Source organism: Agrobacterium leguminum, assembly GCF_015704895.1.
In the GTDB taxonomy this organism is placed as follows: Bacteria; Pseudomonadota; Alphaproteobacteria; order Rhizobiales; family Rhizobiaceae; genus Agrobacterium; species Agrobacterium leguminum.
The window spans coordinates 327,934-345,562 of sequence record NZ_JADQWB010000004.1 but is presented as its reverse complement, the minus strand read 5'-3'; the positions used below and the strand labels follow the sequence as shown (position 1 = coordinate 345,562).

The 17,629-nt window shown below is 58.1% G+C and carries 15 protein-coding genes; 4 read left to right on the top strand and 11 right to left on the bottom strand.

The genetic code is table 11. From position 1 onward, the window contains the following. Positions 1-15: 15 nt before the first annotated feature. The 5 genes from I3J13_RS09065 to I3J13_RS09045 form a co-directional block, all read right to left on the bottom strand. Complete coding sequence (locus I3J13_RS09065; RefSeq protein WP_196378610.1) at positions 16-1,122, bottom strand: glycine-rich domain-containing protein; 1,107 nt, start codon at positions 1,120-1,122, stop codon at positions 16-18. Between the two features lie 174 nt (positions 1,123-1,296). Further along, the gene (locus I3J13_RS09060) at positions 1,297-3,288 is read right to left on the bottom strand and encodes a head maturation protease, ClpP-related (RefSeq protein WP_196378609.1); all 1,992 of its coding nucleotides are present in this window, start codon (positions 3,286-3,288) and stop codon (positions 1,297-1,299) included. A 4-nt stretch (positions 3,289-3,292) separates the two neighbouring features. Next, entirely contained in the window at positions 3,293-3,835 is a 543-nt protein-coding gene (locus I3J13_RS09055) for a hypothetical protein (protein WP_196378608.1), read from the bottom strand. 256 nt (positions 3,836-4,091) lie between these two features. Beyond that, on the bottom strand, positions 4,092-4,877 hold the full coding sequence (locus tag I3J13_RS09050; protein WP_196378607.1) for a helix-turn-helix domain-containing protein: 786 nt from the start codon (positions 4,875-4,877) through the stop codon (positions 4,092-4,094). Beyond that, positions 4,874-5,176 carry a hypothetical protein gene (locus I3J13_RS09045; protein WP_196378606.1) on the bottom strand — a complete coding sequence of 101 codons (303 nt, stop codon included), beginning with the start codon at positions 5,174-5,176 and terminating at the stop codon, positions 4,874-4,876. The genes I3J13_RS09050 and I3J13_RS09045 overlap by 4 nt, the downstream gene beginning before the upstream one ends. A 482-nt stretch (positions 5,177-5,658) precedes the next feature. Between I3J13_RS09045 and I3J13_RS09040 the strand changes: the two genes are divergently transcribed. From I3J13_RS09040 to I3J13_RS09025, 4 genes are read left to right on the top strand one after another with little or no spacing between them, the layout of a single operon-like run. Continuing rightward, a complete protein-coding gene (locus tag I3J13_RS09040) occupies positions 5,659-7,254 on the top strand; it encodes a peptide ABC transporter substrate-binding protein (RefSeq protein ID WP_196378605.1) in 1,596 nt (531 codons plus the stop codon). 54 nt (positions 7,255-7,308) lie between these two features. Further along, on the top strand, positions 7,309-8,232 hold the full coding sequence (gene oppB, locus I3J13_RS09035; RefSeq protein WP_035265000.1) for an oligopeptide ABC transporter permease OppB: 924 nt from the start codon (positions 7,309-7,311) through the stop codon (positions 8,230-8,232). After that, complete coding sequence (locus I3J13_RS09030; protein WP_196378604.1) at positions 8,225-9,355, top strand: ABC transporter permease; 1,131 nt, start codon at positions 8,225-8,227, stop codon at positions 9,353-9,355. The genes oppB and I3J13_RS09030 overlap by 8 nt, the downstream gene beginning before the upstream one ends. 1 nt (position 9,356) lies before the next feature. Beyond that, positions 9,357-10,967, top strand: coding sequence for an ABC transporter ATP-binding protein (locus I3J13_RS09025; RefSeq protein ID WP_196378603.1), 1,611 nt, complete (start codon positions 9,357-9,359; stop codon positions 10,965-10,967). 75 nt (positions 10,968-11,042) lie between these two features. Here I3J13_RS09025 and I3J13_RS09020 read toward each other — a convergent pair whose 3' ends face one another. From I3J13_RS09020 to I3J13_RS08995, 6 genes are read right to left on the bottom strand one after another with little or no spacing between them, the layout of a single operon-like run. Further along, positions 11,043-11,930, bottom strand: a complete 888-nt coding sequence (locus I3J13_RS09020; RefSeq protein WP_196378602.1) for a ribokinase — start codon at positions 11,928-11,930, stop codon at positions 11,043-11,045. A 12-nt stretch (positions 11,931-11,942) separates the two neighbouring features. After that, positions 11,943-13,748, bottom strand: a complete 1,806-nt coding sequence (locus I3J13_RS09015; protein ID WP_196378601.1) for an ABC transporter ATP-binding protein — start codon at positions 13,746-13,748, stop codon at positions 11,943-11,945. A 4-nt stretch (positions 13,749-13,752) separates the two neighbouring features. Continuing rightward, positions 13,753-14,691 carry an ABC transporter permease gene (locus tag I3J13_RS09010; protein ID WP_196378600.1) on the bottom strand — a complete coding sequence of 313 codons (939 nt, stop codon included), beginning with the start codon at positions 14,689-14,691 and terminating at the stop codon, positions 13,753-13,755. Beyond that, a complete protein-coding gene (locus tag I3J13_RS09005; protein ID WP_196378599.1) occupies positions 14,691-15,665 on the bottom strand; it encodes an ABC transporter permease in 975 nt (324 codons plus the stop codon). Before I3J13_RS09005 ends, I3J13_RS09010 begins: the two co-directional genes overlap by 1 nt. Beyond that, entirely contained in the window at positions 15,647-16,642 is a 996-nt protein-coding gene (locus I3J13_RS09000) for a nucleoside hydrolase (RefSeq protein ID WP_196378598.1), read from the bottom strand. Before I3J13_RS09000 ends, I3J13_RS09005 begins: the two co-directional genes overlap by 19 nt. After that, the gene (locus tag I3J13_RS08995) at positions 16,639-17,598 is read right to left on the bottom strand and encodes a nucleoside hydrolase (RefSeq protein WP_196378597.1); all 960 of its coding nucleotides are present in this window, start codon (positions 17,596-17,598) and stop codon (positions 16,639-16,641) included. The genes I3J13_RS09000 and I3J13_RS08995 overlap by 4 nt, the downstream gene beginning before the upstream one ends. Between the last annotated feature and the right edge of the window lie 31 nt (positions 17,599-17,629).

Here is a 17,629-nt window from a genome sequence, read left to right as displayed (position 1 = left end):
GCCATTTTGCGATCCTCATCCCGCGAAATATTCGATGGTCACCAGGCCGGCGGCACCTGCGCCGCCGGAGAAATTCATAGCTCCGCCGCCACCTCCGCCACCGGGCGCTTGTCCCGAAGCAGGTAGGCCCGAGGAAATACCGCCACCAGGGCCACCACCTGCCGCGGCGGCGCCACCGCTTCCGCCAATGCCATATGAGGCATTAAACACCCAAGACCCGGACGAACCTTGACCGCCCATAGCCTGCCGCTGCCCCCCGACACCCGTCCCGCCGCCGCCACTGGCCCCCTGCGTCCCATTAAGCGCACCCGCACCACCAGTACCACCTGAAGCAGATACCGATGGACCGAATGAAGAACTTCCACCTGCAACACCATTCTGGGCAGTCGAATTGAGGCCGCCCGCGCCACCAGCGCCAACGACAACGGTAACAGGAGTTCCGGGGGTTACCGCCACATAACCTTCAGCGTAACCACCACCACCGCCGCCGCCGCCTGCACCGGTATTCTGATTGCCACCACCCCCGGCGCCACCGCCCCACACGCGGACAAAGACCGAGCGCACGTTTGCGGGTGGATTCCATGAGAACGAACCGGCCGCGCCATAGGATACGATGGTGCTGCCTTTATTCAGGCGCTCCGTCAGCATGGCTGATGCAAATGTGACCTGAACATTGGTGCCGTCATAGACGAACACAACAACCGCCCCTGTTTTGAGGTCCCCTCCGAGCGGATCGCTACCGTTATCGATCTTGATGGACTTCGCGCCGAGTCCGTTGACGTTGAGCGTACATGCTCCGGTGTTCGTGGTGGTGATGGTGCCGCGAAGAGGCGTTCCGATCAGGTCAGACCAGGACGCGGGAGCTTCGGGGAGGGTCATCGTCAGCGCGTTTGCCGCCCCGCCAATGGCGCTGAAGTTCAGCTTTCCCGATTGAATAGCGGAGGCAAGTTGATTTCCATCAGCCGGCTCTTTTCCTGTCTTGCTGATGACGTTCACGATTTCACGCTGCGGAACCTCGACCGCTTTCGCGGGGATCGCAGATCCTCGCACCGCGCCCGGAACGTCTTTGTCGACGTAGGATGCATTCGGATCGATTGATCCATAGGGAGGATGATACTTCACAAAGCAACCTCGTGGTTTGAAAAGGGGTAAGCGAGCCTTGCGAACCTTGACTCCGTAATGACCACCGGGCGCGGCAGAGAGGTTCGCTTTTCGTTATCGGCCTAGCTCATCAGCCTCTAGGTAATCGCCGCGCCCTGAATATTTTCGCCGCCGGTTTTGCCAGCGACGATTGCGTCAGGCAGTGCCCTTATTGAAGTATGTGGCGCGGAAGTCGAACGGCGCGCATCCAAAGTCGAGAAGGCAACGGAATTCAACGCCCAGAACGTTCCAGCCCTCGCGGAACGCGAGGGTTGGACCTTCTGTGCCGTCGAGATATCCATGTTGGAATGCTGGGCGATGTCCCGGATCTGCGAACAGCCACCAGCCGACACCGTCATAACGATTTTCCACGGCAACGCTGAGTTTTCCGGAGAACGGATTGACATCGCCGCTGGTCGTCGCTGTCAACTGGGCAACGATTTTTTCCGCTACCGTTTCCAGTTTCGGGCCAACCAGCAGGACGGTCGGGACCACACCTGCCGTCCCTGTTCCGTTGACATTCTTTTGCAAACGCATCGCGGTGCGGGCATCACTCAGCGTAGAAACGGACGGTTCGCCATAATCGGTAGCAAGGTTTCCATGATCCGCGTGATAGAGCGATTTTCCATCCGACATAACCGCGCCGCCGAAATTGTTAGCCGCCAGCATCTGGTAGAACAGATCGCCCTCAGTTTCATGAGCCGAATCAGAGAAGGCCCGCATGAAGTCGGTGAACGCGCCCAAATTATCGTTGATGATCGCGTTTCGAGACATGGCGAACAGTTTGGCGTATGTCGAGATTTGGAGGCCGTTACTGTCTTCACTCGTCGTACCATAGGTGATCTCGCCCATCTCAGTGACTTTTTCAAGCTTCGGCGCTTCACCGGGGCGGATGAATGTCTGCGGCCGGAAGTCGGCAACGCTCCGTCTGGTGGAAAGAGCCTTCAGCGGCGACGGTGTACTATTGTACCGTTCCAACAGATACCGCTGTCCAGCTGCCAGCAACAGGCTGGGGAAATCTGATGTCGTATGCATGCCTGCCGCCATCTTGGCGTAACCAGATCCCCGAGAGGCGGATAATGTCGTCATGCGCTCTGCCAAGGCGGCATCACTCATGTTTGACACCCGCTGCCCCTGCGCGGCGTAGTAGCGCCGGCCGATTTCCAGCATCGAGCAACTCATGTAAGGATTATCGCCTCCGCCATCGATGGAAGCGCCAAGCCGCGCCGCAAGGGCGTCGACGATCTGACGGCCTTCGTTAAGGCCGGCGGTCGTCCAATAATCCCTGTCATGAACGTAGCTAAGGGTCATCGGCGGGTCTTTATCCGCCAGCATGTTGATAATGATGTCGCGGGCTTTATTGCCGTCGCCATTGGCATCCATCATCACTTTTTCGGTTTCTTCCATAGTCAGCTTTGCCGCGCGGCAACGGGAGAAAATATCCTGCGTCGTTTCTTTGACGCTGGTGGGCGTGCTCATGACAGGCTCCTTTGTAGTGGTTGCCAATATGTCGAGATTGCCGGGAGCCGCCACGGCGCGGTGTGCGAACAGGTTCGCGGGGGCATTCTTGAACAGGGAGTATTTGAAGGCGGGAGCCGCCATTTCCTCCCCGCTTTCCTCGGCTTCCTCCGCGAAACCGAGGGACCGCGCGACAGAGCCGCGCATCCATGTTTCGTCCGCCATCATCCGGAGAATTTCGCGCATCGAGCGGCCGGAACGGCTGGCGTAGATTTCTGCCGCAGAGGAGGCTATCTGGTCCAGCGTGAGTGCGGCCTTGCGGTGATCCTCGGAAGTGCCAATCGTGATGGTGCCGGGATTGTGGATCATCATCATTGCGCCAGGTCGCATAACGACATGATCTCCGGCCATGGCGATCAGCGAGGCCGCCGATGCGGCGAGTGCGTCCACGAAAACCGAAACCTTGCCATCATGGGACTTGAGTGCGTTGTAGATCGCGATACCCTGAAACGCGATCCCACCTCCCGAGTTGAGGCGCACCACGATATCGCCGGACAAATCCGCGAGCGCTTCAATCACTTGCTCGTCAGTGAAACCGGTGGAAACGATGCCATCCTCGTCCCAAGTCCAGTCACCGCCGACTGTGCCGTAAAGGTGTAATTCTCCGTTTTTGATCAGGCGGTGTGTCATTAAATCAGTCCGCCTGCCAGAGAGCTTCAGCGCTCCAATCAATCCCGTTCAGCTTCGCCCGCTCGCTGATGGCCTCAAACACGCATATCGGTGCTAGCAGGTGCAGATTAGTGATTGCCGCAGCTGCATTTCCGCTAAACTTTGATGCAATCTCTTCGAGCGTGCCGAATACGTTTTGACCGCCTATGCGCAAGGCAGCATAGCCGACAAGCTCAACAGCGCCAGTCTCGCAATACCGACGAACCGCTTCAGCCAAAAATCCGCGATTGTTCAAGATGACATGGGATGCGACGGGAAACGGCAATCCCCGCTTCATGTATCCGCCGCCTGAGGACAATTGCACGGCGGCAGCTACCGCAAGTACGTCTTTGGGCGTGTAGCGAGAATAAGATTTCCGGTTGTGAACGTCGTTCAAGTCATCCTCGAACCCATCATTTGCGATGATTGGCAAATCGTCGAGGCCCGTATCACGATCCACTTTCGCGGCATTTTTGAAAGCCTCGATGTTCATATCAGCCAAGATGCAGAGAGTTTTTCGGTTATACATTTCCGTCACCATCAATGTGAGTAATCTATACCCAAAATGAACCAAGGAATTGTGAGTGTCAATTCCCCACTTTTGAAAAAATTTGTCTCTGGGCGCACGCAGTCAGGTTTCACGTCAGGTCAGTCAGGTCAGTCAGGTCAGTCAGGTCAGTTTTTTGACGGCTTTCACTAGCGAACTCTCGGGGTCGTCCCGGCCCGCATGGCGGTAGGGGCCGGGAAGGACCCATGAGGGGGAGGGGGCGACCGGTGTCATCACGTCACCCGTCCGGCTTTCGCATCTGTGACACGCGCTCGACCACCACGGCGATGCCGCCGCCTTGGCGCTTCACTTCGGCAACGATGGCTTCTTGCTGGATCTCGGCAGTCATGCGCTCGTCGATTACGCTACGCATGGTCTCGCTCAGTGCTGCAATCGCATCCTCAAGCCGATGCCTCGCAGCTTCCTGCGCTGCTACAACCGATGGTAGTTGAGGCTTCGGGCGATGGGCTTTCCTCAGGCTGTCCCTCAGAAGCCCTTGAACTCTATCCGCTGACACAGGTCTGACTGGTCTTGGCGATGAAAGAGGCTCTGCCCTTCCACTTGCTCCGTCAGTATCAGTGAGTTCCTTAGGTGAGTTCCTTATATGAGTTAGGGTGAACGTTTGTTCACTGTCTAAGTGAACGTTTGTGCACTGAGTATGTGCACGTTTGTTCACTATCTCGGCGGCTCCATCTGCCTTTTCGAACGCCTCAACGACTTCCCGAAACTTGCCCCAGTTCGGCTGGTAGCTGCTCCGAAAACCGTTCCCGCCGTGGCGTGTCTTTACAACCAATCCGCTCTCATGGAGAGCGTTGGTGGCCTTCACAACGTTGCGAGTGCTGATGCCAGCCTTAGCCGCAATGCGGTCCGTTCCGGGGTCGCACTGTCCGGTCTTAGCATTAAAATGTGCAAGCAGAACCGCACCTACGGTCTTCGCATCGCCTGACAATCCACGGGCCAGCGCGATAGCTTTGAAGGCCATAGCGAAGTCATTCTTGCCGGGAAGATCCGGCCTGTCATTCATCGATACGTCAGCCTGTGTGCCGCGTGGGCAGCGTCTGTTGCCTCGATAATTGTGAGCGCGAACTTGCGTCGCAGCGCGACCAGAACATTACCTGACACGGCCGAGCGATTGAGATACAGCCATATCGCCGCTTCTCTGACGCGTGGCTGATACTCGTCGAGTAGCCTTATCAGATCATCCGTCGGGGCTTTTTGCCCGCCCAAACTACGCCCATGATATGCGTGATCAGAAAGAGAACATGCGCCAGATTTGTCAAATCCCGTTTCCTGCTCTACAAGGGTGTCCGCAGGTTTCAACATGGTTGACATCGTAGGGGTCACAGGTTCAATCCCTGTCACGCCCACCATCCGAATTCTTGAGTATCAAGGCCTTGCGAGAGATCGCAGGGCCTTTTTGCATAGTGGCCCCCCAGCGAGTGCACTTGCATCTGCCTTACCGTCTTCGACGCCACGCGGTTCGGAGATAAGGTTCGTATCGCGCAGGTATTACCCCCCGGGTTCCGATTTCTGCTCTGGGGTATTCAGGTCAGTCGTCGACAGTCCGGACATTGAAAGAGCATCGATGAGGTTACGGCGCTTTCCAATAAGGCGTTCGAACCGGCTGTAGGTCATCAGCACATGGGGTGGCTTATCGCGATCTGTAGTCATCACAGGTCCCATTTGGGCGGTTCTCTTTGTCTGCTGAGGTCACGGCTTCCCATCAACTCACAATTTATTGTTGTTGCGCTTCGGAGCAATATCGCCTTGTTTGTAGACTCAAAATCTTCACGGGGAGAGAAACGATGTCCATAAAAACAACAACTCGCGCCACTCTGCTGGTAGGATCGCTTCTGATTGGGGCGAGTTCTGCACTTGCAGAAACAGTTCTACACCGCGGCAATGCCGGGGAACCGCAAACGCTCGATCAGGCACAGACCTCCATCAACATCGAAGCCTTTATCCTGAAAGACCTTTATGAAGGTCTCACCATTTACGATGCCGCCGGCAAGATCGTTCCCGGTACGGCGGAAAGCTGGACACTGTCTGAGGATGGTACCGTCTACACGTTCAAACTGCGTGCGGATGCGAAGTGGTCGGATGGCACGCCGGTAACGGCCGGAGATTTTGTGTTCTCCTACCAGCGCGTCGAAGACCCGAAGACCGCCGCAAAATATGCAAATATTCTTTACCCGATCAAGAACGCCGAAAAGATCAACAAGGGCGATGTTCCGGTTGACCAGCTTGGCGTCAAGGCGGTGGATGACAAGACCCTTGAGATCACACTCGAGCGCCCGACACCTTTCTTCCTTGAACTCCTTTCTCACCAGGCGGCTCTGCCAATCTCCAAGGCAAGCTACGAAAAGAATGGCACCGACTTCGTAAAGCCCGGCGTCATGGTCTCGAACGGTGCCTATAAACTCGAAGCGCATGTTCCCAATGACAGCCTGACGGTCGTCAAGAACACCAGTTTCTGGGATGCATCCAACACCAAGATCGACAAGGTCATCTTCTACCCGATCGACGATCAGGCCGCATCCGTTCGTCGTTTCGAAGCAAAGGAAATGGACCTCGCCTACAACTTTTCCGCGGATCAGATTGAACGTCTGCGCAAGGCCTATGGCGAACAGGTTCACGTTTCGCCGACGCTTGCCACCTATTACTACACCTTCGATACCCGCGAAGCGCCGTATAATGACGTCCGTGTCCGTCAGGCGCTCTCCATGGCGGTGGACCGCGATTTCCTCGCCAAGGAAATCTATAGCGGTTCTCAGATTCCGGCCTACTCCATGGTTCCTCCGGGCATGGATTCCTACAAAGAGCCGGCAAAGGCCGACTTTGCCACGCTGTCTCAGCTTGATCGTGAAGACGAAGCCCTTAAGCTCATGAAGGACGCTGGTTACGGTGAGGGCGGCAAGCCGCTTTCCATCGAAATCCGTTACAACACCAACCCGAACCATGAACGCGTCGCGACGGCTATCGCTGATATGTGGAAAAACACCTTCGGCGCGAAGGTGTCGCTGGTGAACCTCGACGTCGCCTCGCACTATGGCTACCTTCAGGAAGGCGGCAAATTCAACGTGGCGCGTGCCGGTTGGGTTGCCGACTATGCGGATGCCGAAAACTTCTTGGCGCTTTCGGTATCTTCCAACAAGACCTTCAACTATTCCAAGTTCAACAACGCCGAATACGACGCGCTGATGCAGAAGTCCTACGACGAGAAGGATCCTGCCGCTCGCTCCAAGCTGCTGCATGAGGCAGAAACCATCCTCATGAAGGAACAGCCGGTTGTTCCGCTTCTGACGCAGGCCGATCTCTGGCTGGTTTCCAACCGCGTCAAGGGTTGGGTCGATAATGCTGCCAACGCACACCTCAGCCGCTTCCTGAGCGTTTCCGAATAAGCAGCGTCGGCACGGTGGCTCACGCCACCGTGCCATGCCGGAGCCCGAAAAAGCATGATCTCGTTTATCCTGCGCCGTTTGGCGAGTGCGGTGCCGACGTTGTTTATCGTCGTCACGATTTCGTTTTTCCTGATGCGTTTCGCACCGGGCGGTCCGTTCAATCTTGAACGTCCCCTGCCGCCGCAGACGATGGAAAACCTGATGAGAACCTATCATCTGGATGAACCATTATGGCGCCAGTATCTCATCTATCTCGGTAACGCCGTCACCGGCGATTTCGGTCCGAGTTACGTCTACAAGGACAATACCGTCGCGCAATTGATCGGCAAGGGTCTGCCTTATTCGCTGGAACTCGGCAGCTATGCTCTTTTGCTGGCGCTGGTCGGCGGCGTTCTTGCCGGTACTCTGGCTGCGCTGAGGCAGAATAGTGCCTTCGATTTTTCGATCATGTCGATTTCGACGGTTGGCGTTACCGTGCCGAACTTCGTTGTCGCACCGGTTCTCACGCTTGTCTTTGCCGTCATACTCGGTCTTCTGCCCGCCGGCAGCTGGGGCGACGGATCGCTGCGATATCTCATCCTTCCGATGATCGCGCTCGCTTTGCCGCAGCTCGCGGTCATCGCGCGCCTGACACGCGGCGCAATGATCGAGGCTTTGCGGATGGACCACATCCGCACCGCCAAGGCTTATGGCCTTCCGGCGCGCAACGTGGTGGTATTCCACGCCATGCGCGCGGCGATGCTTCCGGTAGTTTCCTATCTGGCTCCCTGCGCCGCAGCGCTGTTGACAGGTTCGGCAGTCATCGAGACGATCTTCACTATCCCGGGTGTCGGCCGCTACTTCGTTCTTGGTGCGATCAATCGTGACTATACCTTGGTGATGGGAACCGTCGTTCTCGTCGCCATTTTTGTCATCCTGTTCAATCTCGTGGTCGATATTCTCTACGGCCTGCTCGATCCGAGGGTCAGACATGACTGATATCCCCGGCAATATTGCCCCTCAACCATTGGTAAAAAGCCGAAGCCTGTTCCAGCTGGCAGCCCTGCGTTTCAGACGAAACAAGGCCGCCATGGCAGGTTCCGTCATGCTGCTGCTGATCACGCTTTTCTCGTTCATCGGTCCGCATTTCCTCACGCACACCTATGATCAGGTGTTTTCGTCCTATGTCTCCGTCCCGCCGAGCCTTGAGCCGCGCCCGGATGTGAACAACCTGCAAGACGTGATGGAGGGCGTTGCCAGCCGGGCGCGCGTGGAGCTGAGGGAATTCTCCGTCGAAGGGCAAAGCTTCACGGCAACCGTCACCTCCAGCAGCCTGATTGACCCGCGCACGACACGTTATTTCGACCGCGCCAACGAATTCGAAAACACGAAGGTCGTCGCCACCGAAGATGAGGGCCGAACGCTGAAGCTGGAAGGCGACGTCAACCGCGAATACTTCTTCTTCGGCACCGATTCCAACGGTCGCGACATGCTGGCGCGCGTGATGCTGGGGGGGCAAATCTCAATCGCCGTCGGCGTTCTGGCCAGCCTCGTTTCACTCGGGATCGGCGTGCTTTACGGCGCAACCGCGGGGTATATCGGGGGGCGTGTCGACAATGTGATGATGCGTTTCGTCGAAATCCTCTATTCGCTGCCCTTCGTCTTTCTGGTGGTCGTCCTGGTGGTGTTTTTCGGCCGCAGCTTCATCCTGATCTTCCTGGTCATCGGTGCGGTGGAATGGCTGGATATGGCGCGTATCGTCCGCGGTCAGACGCTTGCCTTGAAACGGCGGGAATTTGTGGGCGCCGCACAGGCTTTGGGTTTGAGCGACTGGCAGATCATCCGCCGTCACATCATCCCGAATACGATCGGGCCCGTCGTCGTGTTCGTCACGGTCGTCGTACCCAAAGTCATTCTTCTGGAAAGCTTCCTCTCCTTCCTCGGTCTTGGCGTGCAGGCGCCGCTTACGAGCTGGGGTGCGCTGATTTCCGAAGGCGCCAACAATATCCAATCGGCCCCCTGGCTACTGATATTTCCGGCGATCTTCTTCGTGCTGACCCTGTTTTCGCTGAATTTCGTGGGTGACGGGTTGCGTGATGCACTCGATCCCAAGGATCGTTGACATGAATACGACATCTGAAACCATCCTCACCGTCCGTAATCTCAAGGTCGATTTCACAACGCCGGACGGCACGGTGAAAGCCGTCAAGGGCATCGATCTTGACGTCAAGCCGGGCGAAACGCTTGCCGTTGTCGGAGAATCCGGTTCCGGCAAAAGCCAGACCATGATGGGCATCATGGGGCTGCTAGCATCCAACGGCGTTATTGAAGGCTCGGCAAAATATCGCGGACGAGAGCTGATCGGTCTGCCGGTCGGCGAGCTGAACAATATCCGGGGTGCGAAAATCACCATGATTTTCCAGGAGCCGATGACCTCGCTCGATCCTCTCTACAGGATCGGCGCGCAAATCGCCGAACCGATCCTTCACCACAGGGGCGGCAGCAAAAAAGAAGCGCGCGCCCGCGTTCTCGAACTGCTGAAGCTCGTGGGAATTCCCGAGCCGGAGCGGCGCATAGACAGCTATCCCCACGAACTTTCCGGTGGCCAGCGCCAGCGCGTCATGATCGCCATGGCTCTCGCGAATGAACCGGATATTCTGATTGCGGATGAGCCGACCACTGCGCTGGACGTGACGATCCAGGCGCAGATCCTCGACCTTCTGAAGTCCTTGCAACAACGCTTCGGCATGGCCATCGTCCTGATCACGCACGATCTTGGCGTGGTCCGCCATTTTGCCAATCGCGTGGCTGTCATGCGCCGTGGGGAGATTGTCGAGTCCGGTACGACGGAAGATATCTTCGATCGCCCGCAGGCGGACTACACCAGAATGCTTCTCGATGCGGAACCCAGCGGGCACAAGCCGGCCATTAGTGCAGAGGCGCCGGTCGTCCTCTCCGGCCAGGGTGTGACGATCGATTATACGATTCCTGGTGGCTTCCTGTCGAAGTCTCGCAGGTTCCGAGCCGTCGATGGCGTCAATGTCAACCTTCACCAGGGACAGACCATAGGCATCGTCGGTGAATCCGGGTCAGGCAAGTCTACGCTCGGTCGTGCGCTTCTGCGTCTAATTGTGGCAGATGGACGCATTTTCTTCGGCGGGCGGGAAATTACCGGACTTGATCGGAAGGCAATGCGGCCATTGCGGCGGCGTCTGCAGCTCGTGTTCCAGGACCCCTATGGCTCGCTTTCGCCAAGACAGACGGTCGGAGAGATCATCACGGAAGGCCTGTTTGTGCATGAGCAACGGCTGAGCCGAGCGGAACGGGACAAGCGGGCAATAGAAGCACTGAAAGAAGTCGGTCTCGACCCCGCCGCTCGCAACCGTTACCCTCACGAGTTCTCGGGCGGACAACGTCAGCGTATCGCAATCGCCCGCGCGATCATCCTCAAACCGGATGTCGTCATTCTCGACGAACCGACATCCGCACTGGACCGATCCGTTCAGGGACAAGTTATCGATCTACTGCGTGATTTGCAGAAGACGCATGGCCTTTCTTACATCTTCATCAGCCATGATCTTTCTGTCATCAAGGCGATTTCGGATTACGTCATCGTCATGAGAAACGGGAAGATTGTGGAGGAAGGGGAAACGGATGCCATATTCAACAATCCGACGGCTGAATATACCGAAACACTCATCAAATCTGCTTTTTCAGTGGAGGCGGCACCATAGATTATAGCACGGCCGTGGCAGGCCTTCTCTGGCCCTGAACCACTTAAAAAAGAGCGGCAACGTCATGCGGCCAGGTTAGTTGCATCTATTTTCGACGGAATCCGTAACCCCCCGCTCGGGAATACTGCTCTGACTGCCTTTTCGCGAGCATGTCAGCGCCGCAGCGATCGACGCCCGCCGCATCGCCGCCTTCAGCGGCAAGCCGGAGTCAAGTCCTGAGGCAAACACGCCGACGAAACAATCGCCCGCTGCCGTTGTGTCCTTTACGTCGACGGACATGGCCGCGATACGAACATATTCGCCAAACGCGCAGGCTTCCGCGCCATCCCCGCCGAGTGTGCGCAGAACGCCGGTGCCAAGACGCACAGACAAGGCCTCTGCCGATGCATCGCAACCGAGCCAACCCGCCAAAGCCTCGGCTTCGTCTTCATTGACGGCAATCAGATCGCATAAAGACAGAACTTCTTCCGACAAAGGAAATGCCGGTGCGAGGTTGAGGATCGAGGTGGCCCTTGAGGCATGCGTGCGGCGGATGAGCTTTTCCACTTCGGCCACATCGTTTTCCATTTGCATGAGCACGACATTGGCCCGCTGCAACAGATCCTCCTCCACGCAATTCGAAGAAACCGCGAGGTTGGCGCCAGCCGCCACCACAATCATATTCCGACCCTTGGCGTCGATATGGATCGAGGCATTGCCGGTCGGTTCGCCAAGAGAGGCGACGCGGCTGATATCCGTTGCCGTCTTCAGGTTCTGCAAGCCGATCTCGGCCAGACCATCCTGCCCGACCGCACCCACCATTACCACCTCGGCTCCGTCCCGGGCCGCTGCAAGCGCCTGATTGGCGCCTTTGCCACCGGCTTCCGTGCGGAAACCTTTGGCAAGCAGCGTCTGGCCCGGCTGCGGCATGTCCTCGACCTCATAAACGAAGTCGACATTGATTGAGCCGAAGGTGATGATCATGACGCGGTTTCCTTAAGCGATCTGAACGAAGTGGCCTTCGCCGGCTTCTTCATAGGTCCGCTTCGGCGGCACATAATCGGCAGCGCGGAACGGGCTTTTGATCTCGTCGTTGGAGATACGGCGTGTCTGTCGGCGCGAGGGATCGGCAATCGGGACCGCCGCCATCAGCCGCTTGGTATATTCATGCTGCGGGTTTTCGAAGACGGCCTGACGCGGGCCAATTTCGACGATCTCTCCGAGATACATCACGGCGACGCGGTGGCTGATGCGCTCGACAACCGCCATGTCATGGCTGATGAAGAGATAGCCGAGGCCGTATTTTTCCTGAAGGTCGAGCATCAGATTGATGACCTGCGCCTTGACCGAGACATCGAGCGCGGACACCGACTCGTCGGCAATCAGGAGCTTCGGTTCGAGCGCAAGGGCGCGGGCGATACAGACGCGTTGACGCTGGCCGCCGGAAAATTCGTGCGGGAAGCGGTCCGCCATCGAAGCGGAAAGGCCGACACGTTCCAGAAGGTCACCAACGCGCTGACGCGCTTGCGAAGCTGGCGCCAGACCATGGGTGATGATCGGCTCGGCGATCGCCTGGCCGACGCGGATACGCGGATTGAGGCTTTCGAACGGGTCCTGGAAGATCATCTGCGCTTCGCGGCGGATATCGGCGAGATCGCTCTTGCCGGCCGTGAGTACATTTTTGCCGCCGATCTGTACTTCACCGGATACCGCATCGGTCAGCCGAATGATCGAGCGGCCGGTGGTAGATTTACCGCAACCGGATTCGCCGACCAGCGACAGGGTTTCCCCCTGACGCAGTTCCAGCGATACGCCTTCGACCGCGTGGATGCAGCCGATGGTCTTGCGCAGGAAGCCCTTCCGGATCGGAAAGCGCGTAATCAGGTTGTCGACCTTGAGGATCGGTGGGTGATTGCGCTTGACCGTATCCTCGGTCGGCTTGACCGGCTGAATCTCCCCGGTTGCCATGTCCACCTGCGGGAAGCGCAACGGGCGATCCTTGCCGGTCATCGAGCCAAGCTGCGGTACTGCCGACAACAGCGCGCGGGTATAGGGATGTTTGGCGCCGGCAAAGAGATCATGCGTCGTGCCGGTCTCAACCTGTTCGCCACGATACATCACCACCGTACGGTCGGATATTTCCGCAACAACGCCCATGTCATGGGTGATGAAGAGAACGGACATGCCTTCCTCTTCCTGTAGTGTCTTGATGAGTTCGAGGATCTGCGCCTGGATGGTCACATCGAGCGCCGTCGTCGGTTCGTCGGCGATCAGCAGCTTGGGGTCGCAGGCAAGCGCAATCGCGATAACGACACGCTGACGCATGCCGCCCGAAAAGTTCATCGGGTATTCGTTAAGCCGCGACTTTGCCGAAGGAATGCGGACCTTTTCCAGAAGCCGCACGGCTTCCGCCTGCGCTTCGGTCTCCGTCATGCCGCGATGCTGGCGCAGGACCTCGGTGATCTGCGCACCGATCTTCAGCACCGGGTTGAGCGAGGTCATCGGCTCCTGAAAGATCATGCCAATGCGATTGCCGCGGATTTTCTGCATGTCTTCAAGCGGGATCGACAGAAGATCCTTGCCCTCGAACTCGATCTTTCCGGCCACGCGCGAATTGCCCGGCGACAGAAGCCGCATGATCGACATCGCCGTGACGCTCTTGCCCGAACCGGATTCACCGACAACGGCGACGGTTTCCTTCGGCGCGATATCGAAGCTGACATCATGCACGACATTGCGCCACTCACCACCGACGCGGAAGGCCGTGTTGAGATTGGAAATCGAAAGAATTGGATTGGTCATGATCTTAGCCCTCACGACGCGGATTGAGGATGTCGCGCAGGGAATCGCCGATCAGGTTGATCGCGACGATGAGCAACAGAAGGGCGATGCCCGGGAATAGGCTGATCCAGTAATCACCGGAAAGCAGGTATTCGAAGCCGTTCGAGATCAGCAGACCAAGGGACGGTTCCGTCACCGGCAGGCCGATGCCGAGGAAGGAAAGCGTTGCTTCCAGCATGATGGCATAAGCGACGCGCATGGTGGCGACGACGATCAGCGGCGGCAGGCAGTTCGGCAGGATGTGCCGGAACAGGATGTTGCGGTCCGGCAGCGCCATCGAGCGGGCGGCATCGACATAGGCGCGTTTGCGCTCGACCAGCGCCGAACCGCGGATCGTGCGGGCATAATAAGCCCATTGCGTCACCACCAGCGCCAGAATGATCTTGTCGACGCCCTGGCCGAGAATGGCGAGGAAAATCAGCGCAATCAGGATCGCGGGGAAGCTGAGCTGGATATCGACGATACGCATCAGCACCGAGTCCAGCCGGCCGCCGACATAAGCGCTGGTGAGGCCGATCGATGCGCCGATGACGAGCGCGATTGCCGCACTGGAGAGGCCGACGAGGATACTGGTGCGCAGGCCATAGAGAATGGCGCTGAACAGGTCGCGACCCTGCGTGTCGGTGCCGATCAGATAGGTCATGCCCGACATGCTTTCCGAACCCGGTGGCAGGCGACCGTCGAGAATGTCGAGCTGAGCCAGATCATACGGGTTTTGCGGCGCGATGACCGGTGCGAAGATGGCAGCCACGATAAAGATCGTCACCAGTATGATGCCGACGAGCGCGAGCTTGTCGTGCAGCAGCGCATGGACAACCTCCCGTGCGGGGGAACGCGAGGTGGGTTTCGCGCCGCTGTTTGCGGCGGCATGAACCGAAACGGTCGAGCTGTTGTTGTCGGTCATCACGAATTCCCCTCAAGGCGAACGCGGGGGTCGACGATGGAGTACAGAATGTCGACCAGAAGATTGATGATGCTGAACATCACCACGGTGATCATCAGGTAGGCGAGGATGACGGGACGGTCGAGAACGCCGATGGCGTCGATGATCAGCTTGCCCATGCCCGGCCAGGCAAAGATCGTTTCCGTGACGACAGCGAAAGCGATCAGCGAGCCAAGTTCCAGACCGATGACGGTGATCAACGGGATCAGCGTGTTCTTCAGCACATGCACGGTGACGATACGGCGTTCCGGCAGACCCTTGGCGCGGGCGAAACGAACGAAATCGAGCTGCATGGTTTCCATCACGCCGGCGCGTGTAAGACGGATGACCAGCGAAATCTTGAACAGCGCCAGATTGAAGGCCGGCAGCAGCAGATGCGTCAAGCCATCGAACGTGAAGAGGCTGAGCGGCACGCCAAGGACGTTGACAGTCTCACCGCGACCCGATGCGGGCAACCAGCCTAAATAGACGCTGAACAGCATGATCATGACGAGCCCGATCCAGAACGTCGGCAGACTGAAACCGAGGATCGAGAAGGTCATGATCGACTTGGAAATAAAGCCCTTCGGCTTGAGGCCGGCATAAACGCCGAGCGGAATGCCGATAACAAGCGCCATGAACAGCGCGACGAAGGCAAGTTCCAGCGTTGCCGGCATGCGGTTCAAAATCAGGGTCAGCGCCGGCTGGTTGAACACAAAGGAATTGCCGAGATCGCCGGAAAGCGCTTGCGTGAGGAACAGCCAGTATTGTTCCCAAACCGACTTGTCGAGGCCGAAGGACTGGATGACCTGCAGGCGTTCCGCCGGTGTCGCAGTCGGGCTCAGCAGAACGTCAACCGGATTGCCGACGAGATAGAGGCCGACAAAGACCAGAACCGACATGACAAAAAGCGTGAGCACGGTTTGTAGCGACCGGCTTAGAAGATATCCGCGCATGAGCTTGAGCCTCCCAGGGTTTTTCTGCCGAGCGCTGCACCGCCATGGCGGGCGATGCGCTCGATCAGCAATTCGATGAAACCGGCCTCGTTGACATCGGTGACGACGGTGGTGTTCGCCGCCCGGTCCATCTTCTTGTAGAAATCGGCATAGGTGTAACCCATCGTGAGGCCGGTGACCTCAACGCCGACAAAAGCCTCGCGGCTGGTGAACAATTCAGGTCGGATCAGCCACGCGATCGTCGTCGCATCGTGGATCGGTCCGCCCGGTCGACCGAAACGTTTGACGTCACTGCGGTCGAAGGTCGAGAAAAGATTGAAAAGGGCATCGCCCGCTTCGCCGCCGGCACGGAACCGTTCAAAATGTTTGGCCGTAAACAGCGCCTGGAAGGTCATGTCGAGCGGCATCAACACAATCGGAACGCCGGACTGGAAGACGATTTCGGCGGCGTGCGGATCGGCATAGACGTTGAATTCGGCCCATGGCGTGCGATGGCCAAGTGCGGTGAAAGCGCCCCCCATCGAAACGATCCGGCGGATGCCGCGGGCAACGTCCGGATGCTGGATCAACGCCAGCGCCACATTGGTCATCGGCCCGATAGCGCAGATGGTGACCGGCTCGCCTGCCGCTGCCGCCGCCCGCGCCGTGCGGACGATGAACCGCACCGCGTTTTCTTCCGCCGCAACGATATCGCCGGCCTTGACCAGCGTATCGTCGAAAGCGCCGATGCGGGCGTATTTCCCATAGACCTGTTCGCGCACCAGCGGACCGCTGGCACCGGCATAAACCGGCACATCACGCCGTCCGCTCACGCCGACCAGCTTGCAGGCATTGGCGACCGTATCGCGAAGCGGCACATTGCCGGCGACAATGGACAGTCCCAGAACCTCGATTTCCGGCGAGGCAAGCGCCATCAGAATGGCGGCGGCATCGTCCACGCCCGGATCCGCATCGATGATGACCTTGTGGGGTTTCATGCGACGACCTTTTCGGCATAACGCGACAGGCGCTCGAGGAAGAAAGCGATCACGCCTTCCGCATCGACCTTGGTGACGATGTCGGCATTCGGCTCCAGGCCGCTCTTGCCGTACCAGTCGGCAATCGTCTGGCCCATGCAAAGCTCGCTTTCATACTCGACGAAAACGCGTGCCCTCTGGGTTTCGAACAGATGTGGCGCAAGAATATAGGCCATGACCAGGGGATCGTGCAGCGGGCCGCCACGCGAACCATAACGGCGCACATCGTTGCGATCCCAAAACGCCATCAACTCGGCCAATGTTTCGGAAATACGGCCGCTGACACGCGAAAATTCGGCGACATGCTCCGGCTTCAACATGACCTGATGCGTGGCATCCAGCGACAGGGCAACAAGCGGAATTCCGCTCGAAAACACCACATGTGCGGCATGCGGGTCGGCCAGAACGTTGAATTCCGAGGTCATGGTGCGGTTGCCCGGTTCGCGATAAGCGCCGCCCATCATGACGATGCGTTCGATGCCTTCGGCAATCTGTGGCTTCATGCGCAAGGCAACCGCGACATTGGTGAGCGGTCCCAGGCAGCAGAGCGTGATACGCTCGCCCTGTTCGGCGGCCTTGCCCAGCGCGTCGATCAGGAAATCGACGGCGGACGTCTCTTCCGCCTTCTTCACCGGTTCCGGCAATACGGTGTTGCCGAGACCGGTCTTGCCATGAAACTGGCCATGGATCGGCTCGCGCAGCATCGGCCGGAAGCAGCCGGCATAGACCGGGATGTCGGCACGATTGCCGAGTTCGCAGACCTGCAGCGCATTGCGCACCGTGCGCTCCAGCGGCTGGTTGCCACAGACCGGCGTGATGCCCAGAATCTTAAGTTCCGGCGACACGAATGCGGTCAATAGGGCAATCGTGTCATCGATACCGGGATCACAATCGACGATGATCGAAATCGGCTTCATTCTCAATGCCTTCAATGTGTGGGATCAGAAA

Bases quoted from the DNA above. Each gene is read 5' to 3' on its own strand.
- I3J13_RS09060 (WP_196378609.1), bottom strand. From the start codon at position 3,288: ATGACACACCGCCTGATCAAAAACGGAGAATTACACCTTTACGGCACA.
- I3J13_RS09055 (WP_196378608.1), bottom strand. From the start codon at position 3,835: ATGTATAACCGAAAAACTCTCTGCATCTTGGCTGATATGAACATCGAG.
- I3J13_RS09050 (WP_196378607.1), bottom strand. From the start codon at position 4,877: ATGAATGACAGGCCGGATCTTCCCGGCAAGAATGACTTCGCTATGGCC.
- I3J13_RS09045 (WP_196378606.1), bottom strand. From the start codon at position 5,176: ATGTTGAAACCTGCGGACACCCTTGTAGAGCAGGAAACGGGATTTGAC.
- I3J13_RS09040 (WP_196378605.1), top strand. From the start codon at position 5,659: ATGTCCATAAAAACAACAACTCGCGCCACTCTGCTGGTAGGATCGCTT.
- oppB (WP_035265000.1), top strand. From the start codon at position 7,309: ATGATCTCGTTTATCCTGCGCCGTTTGGCGAGTGCGGTGCCGACGTTG.
- I3J13_RS09030 (WP_196378604.1), top strand. From the start codon at position 8,225: ATGACTGATATCCCCGGCAATATTGCCCCTCAACCATTGGTAAAAAGC.
- I3J13_RS09025 (WP_196378603.1), top strand. From the start codon at position 9,357: ATGAATACGACATCTGAAACCATCCTCACCGTCCGTAATCTCAAGGTC.
- I3J13_RS09020 (WP_196378602.1), bottom strand. From the start codon at position 11,930: ATGATCATCACCTTCGGCTCAATCAATGTCGACTTCGTTTATGAGGTC.
- I3J13_RS09015 (WP_196378601.1), bottom strand. From the start codon at position 13,748: ATGACCAATCCAATTCTTTCGATTTCCAATCTCAACACGGCCTTCCGC.
- I3J13_RS09010 (WP_196378600.1), bottom strand. From the start codon at position 14,691: ATGACCGACAACAACAGCTCGACCGTTTCGGTTCATGCCGCCGCAAAC.
- I3J13_RS09005 (WP_196378599.1), bottom strand. From the start codon at position 15,665: ATGCGCGGATATCTTCTAAGCCGGTCGCTACAAACCGTGCTCACGCTT.
- I3J13_RS09000 (WP_196378598.1), bottom strand. From the start codon at position 16,642: ATGAAACCCCACAAGGTCATCATCGATGCGGATCCGGGCGTGGACGAT.
- I3J13_RS08995 (WP_196378597.1), bottom strand. From the start codon at position 17,598: ATGAAGCCGATTTCGATCATCGTCGATTGTGATCCCGGTATCGATGAC.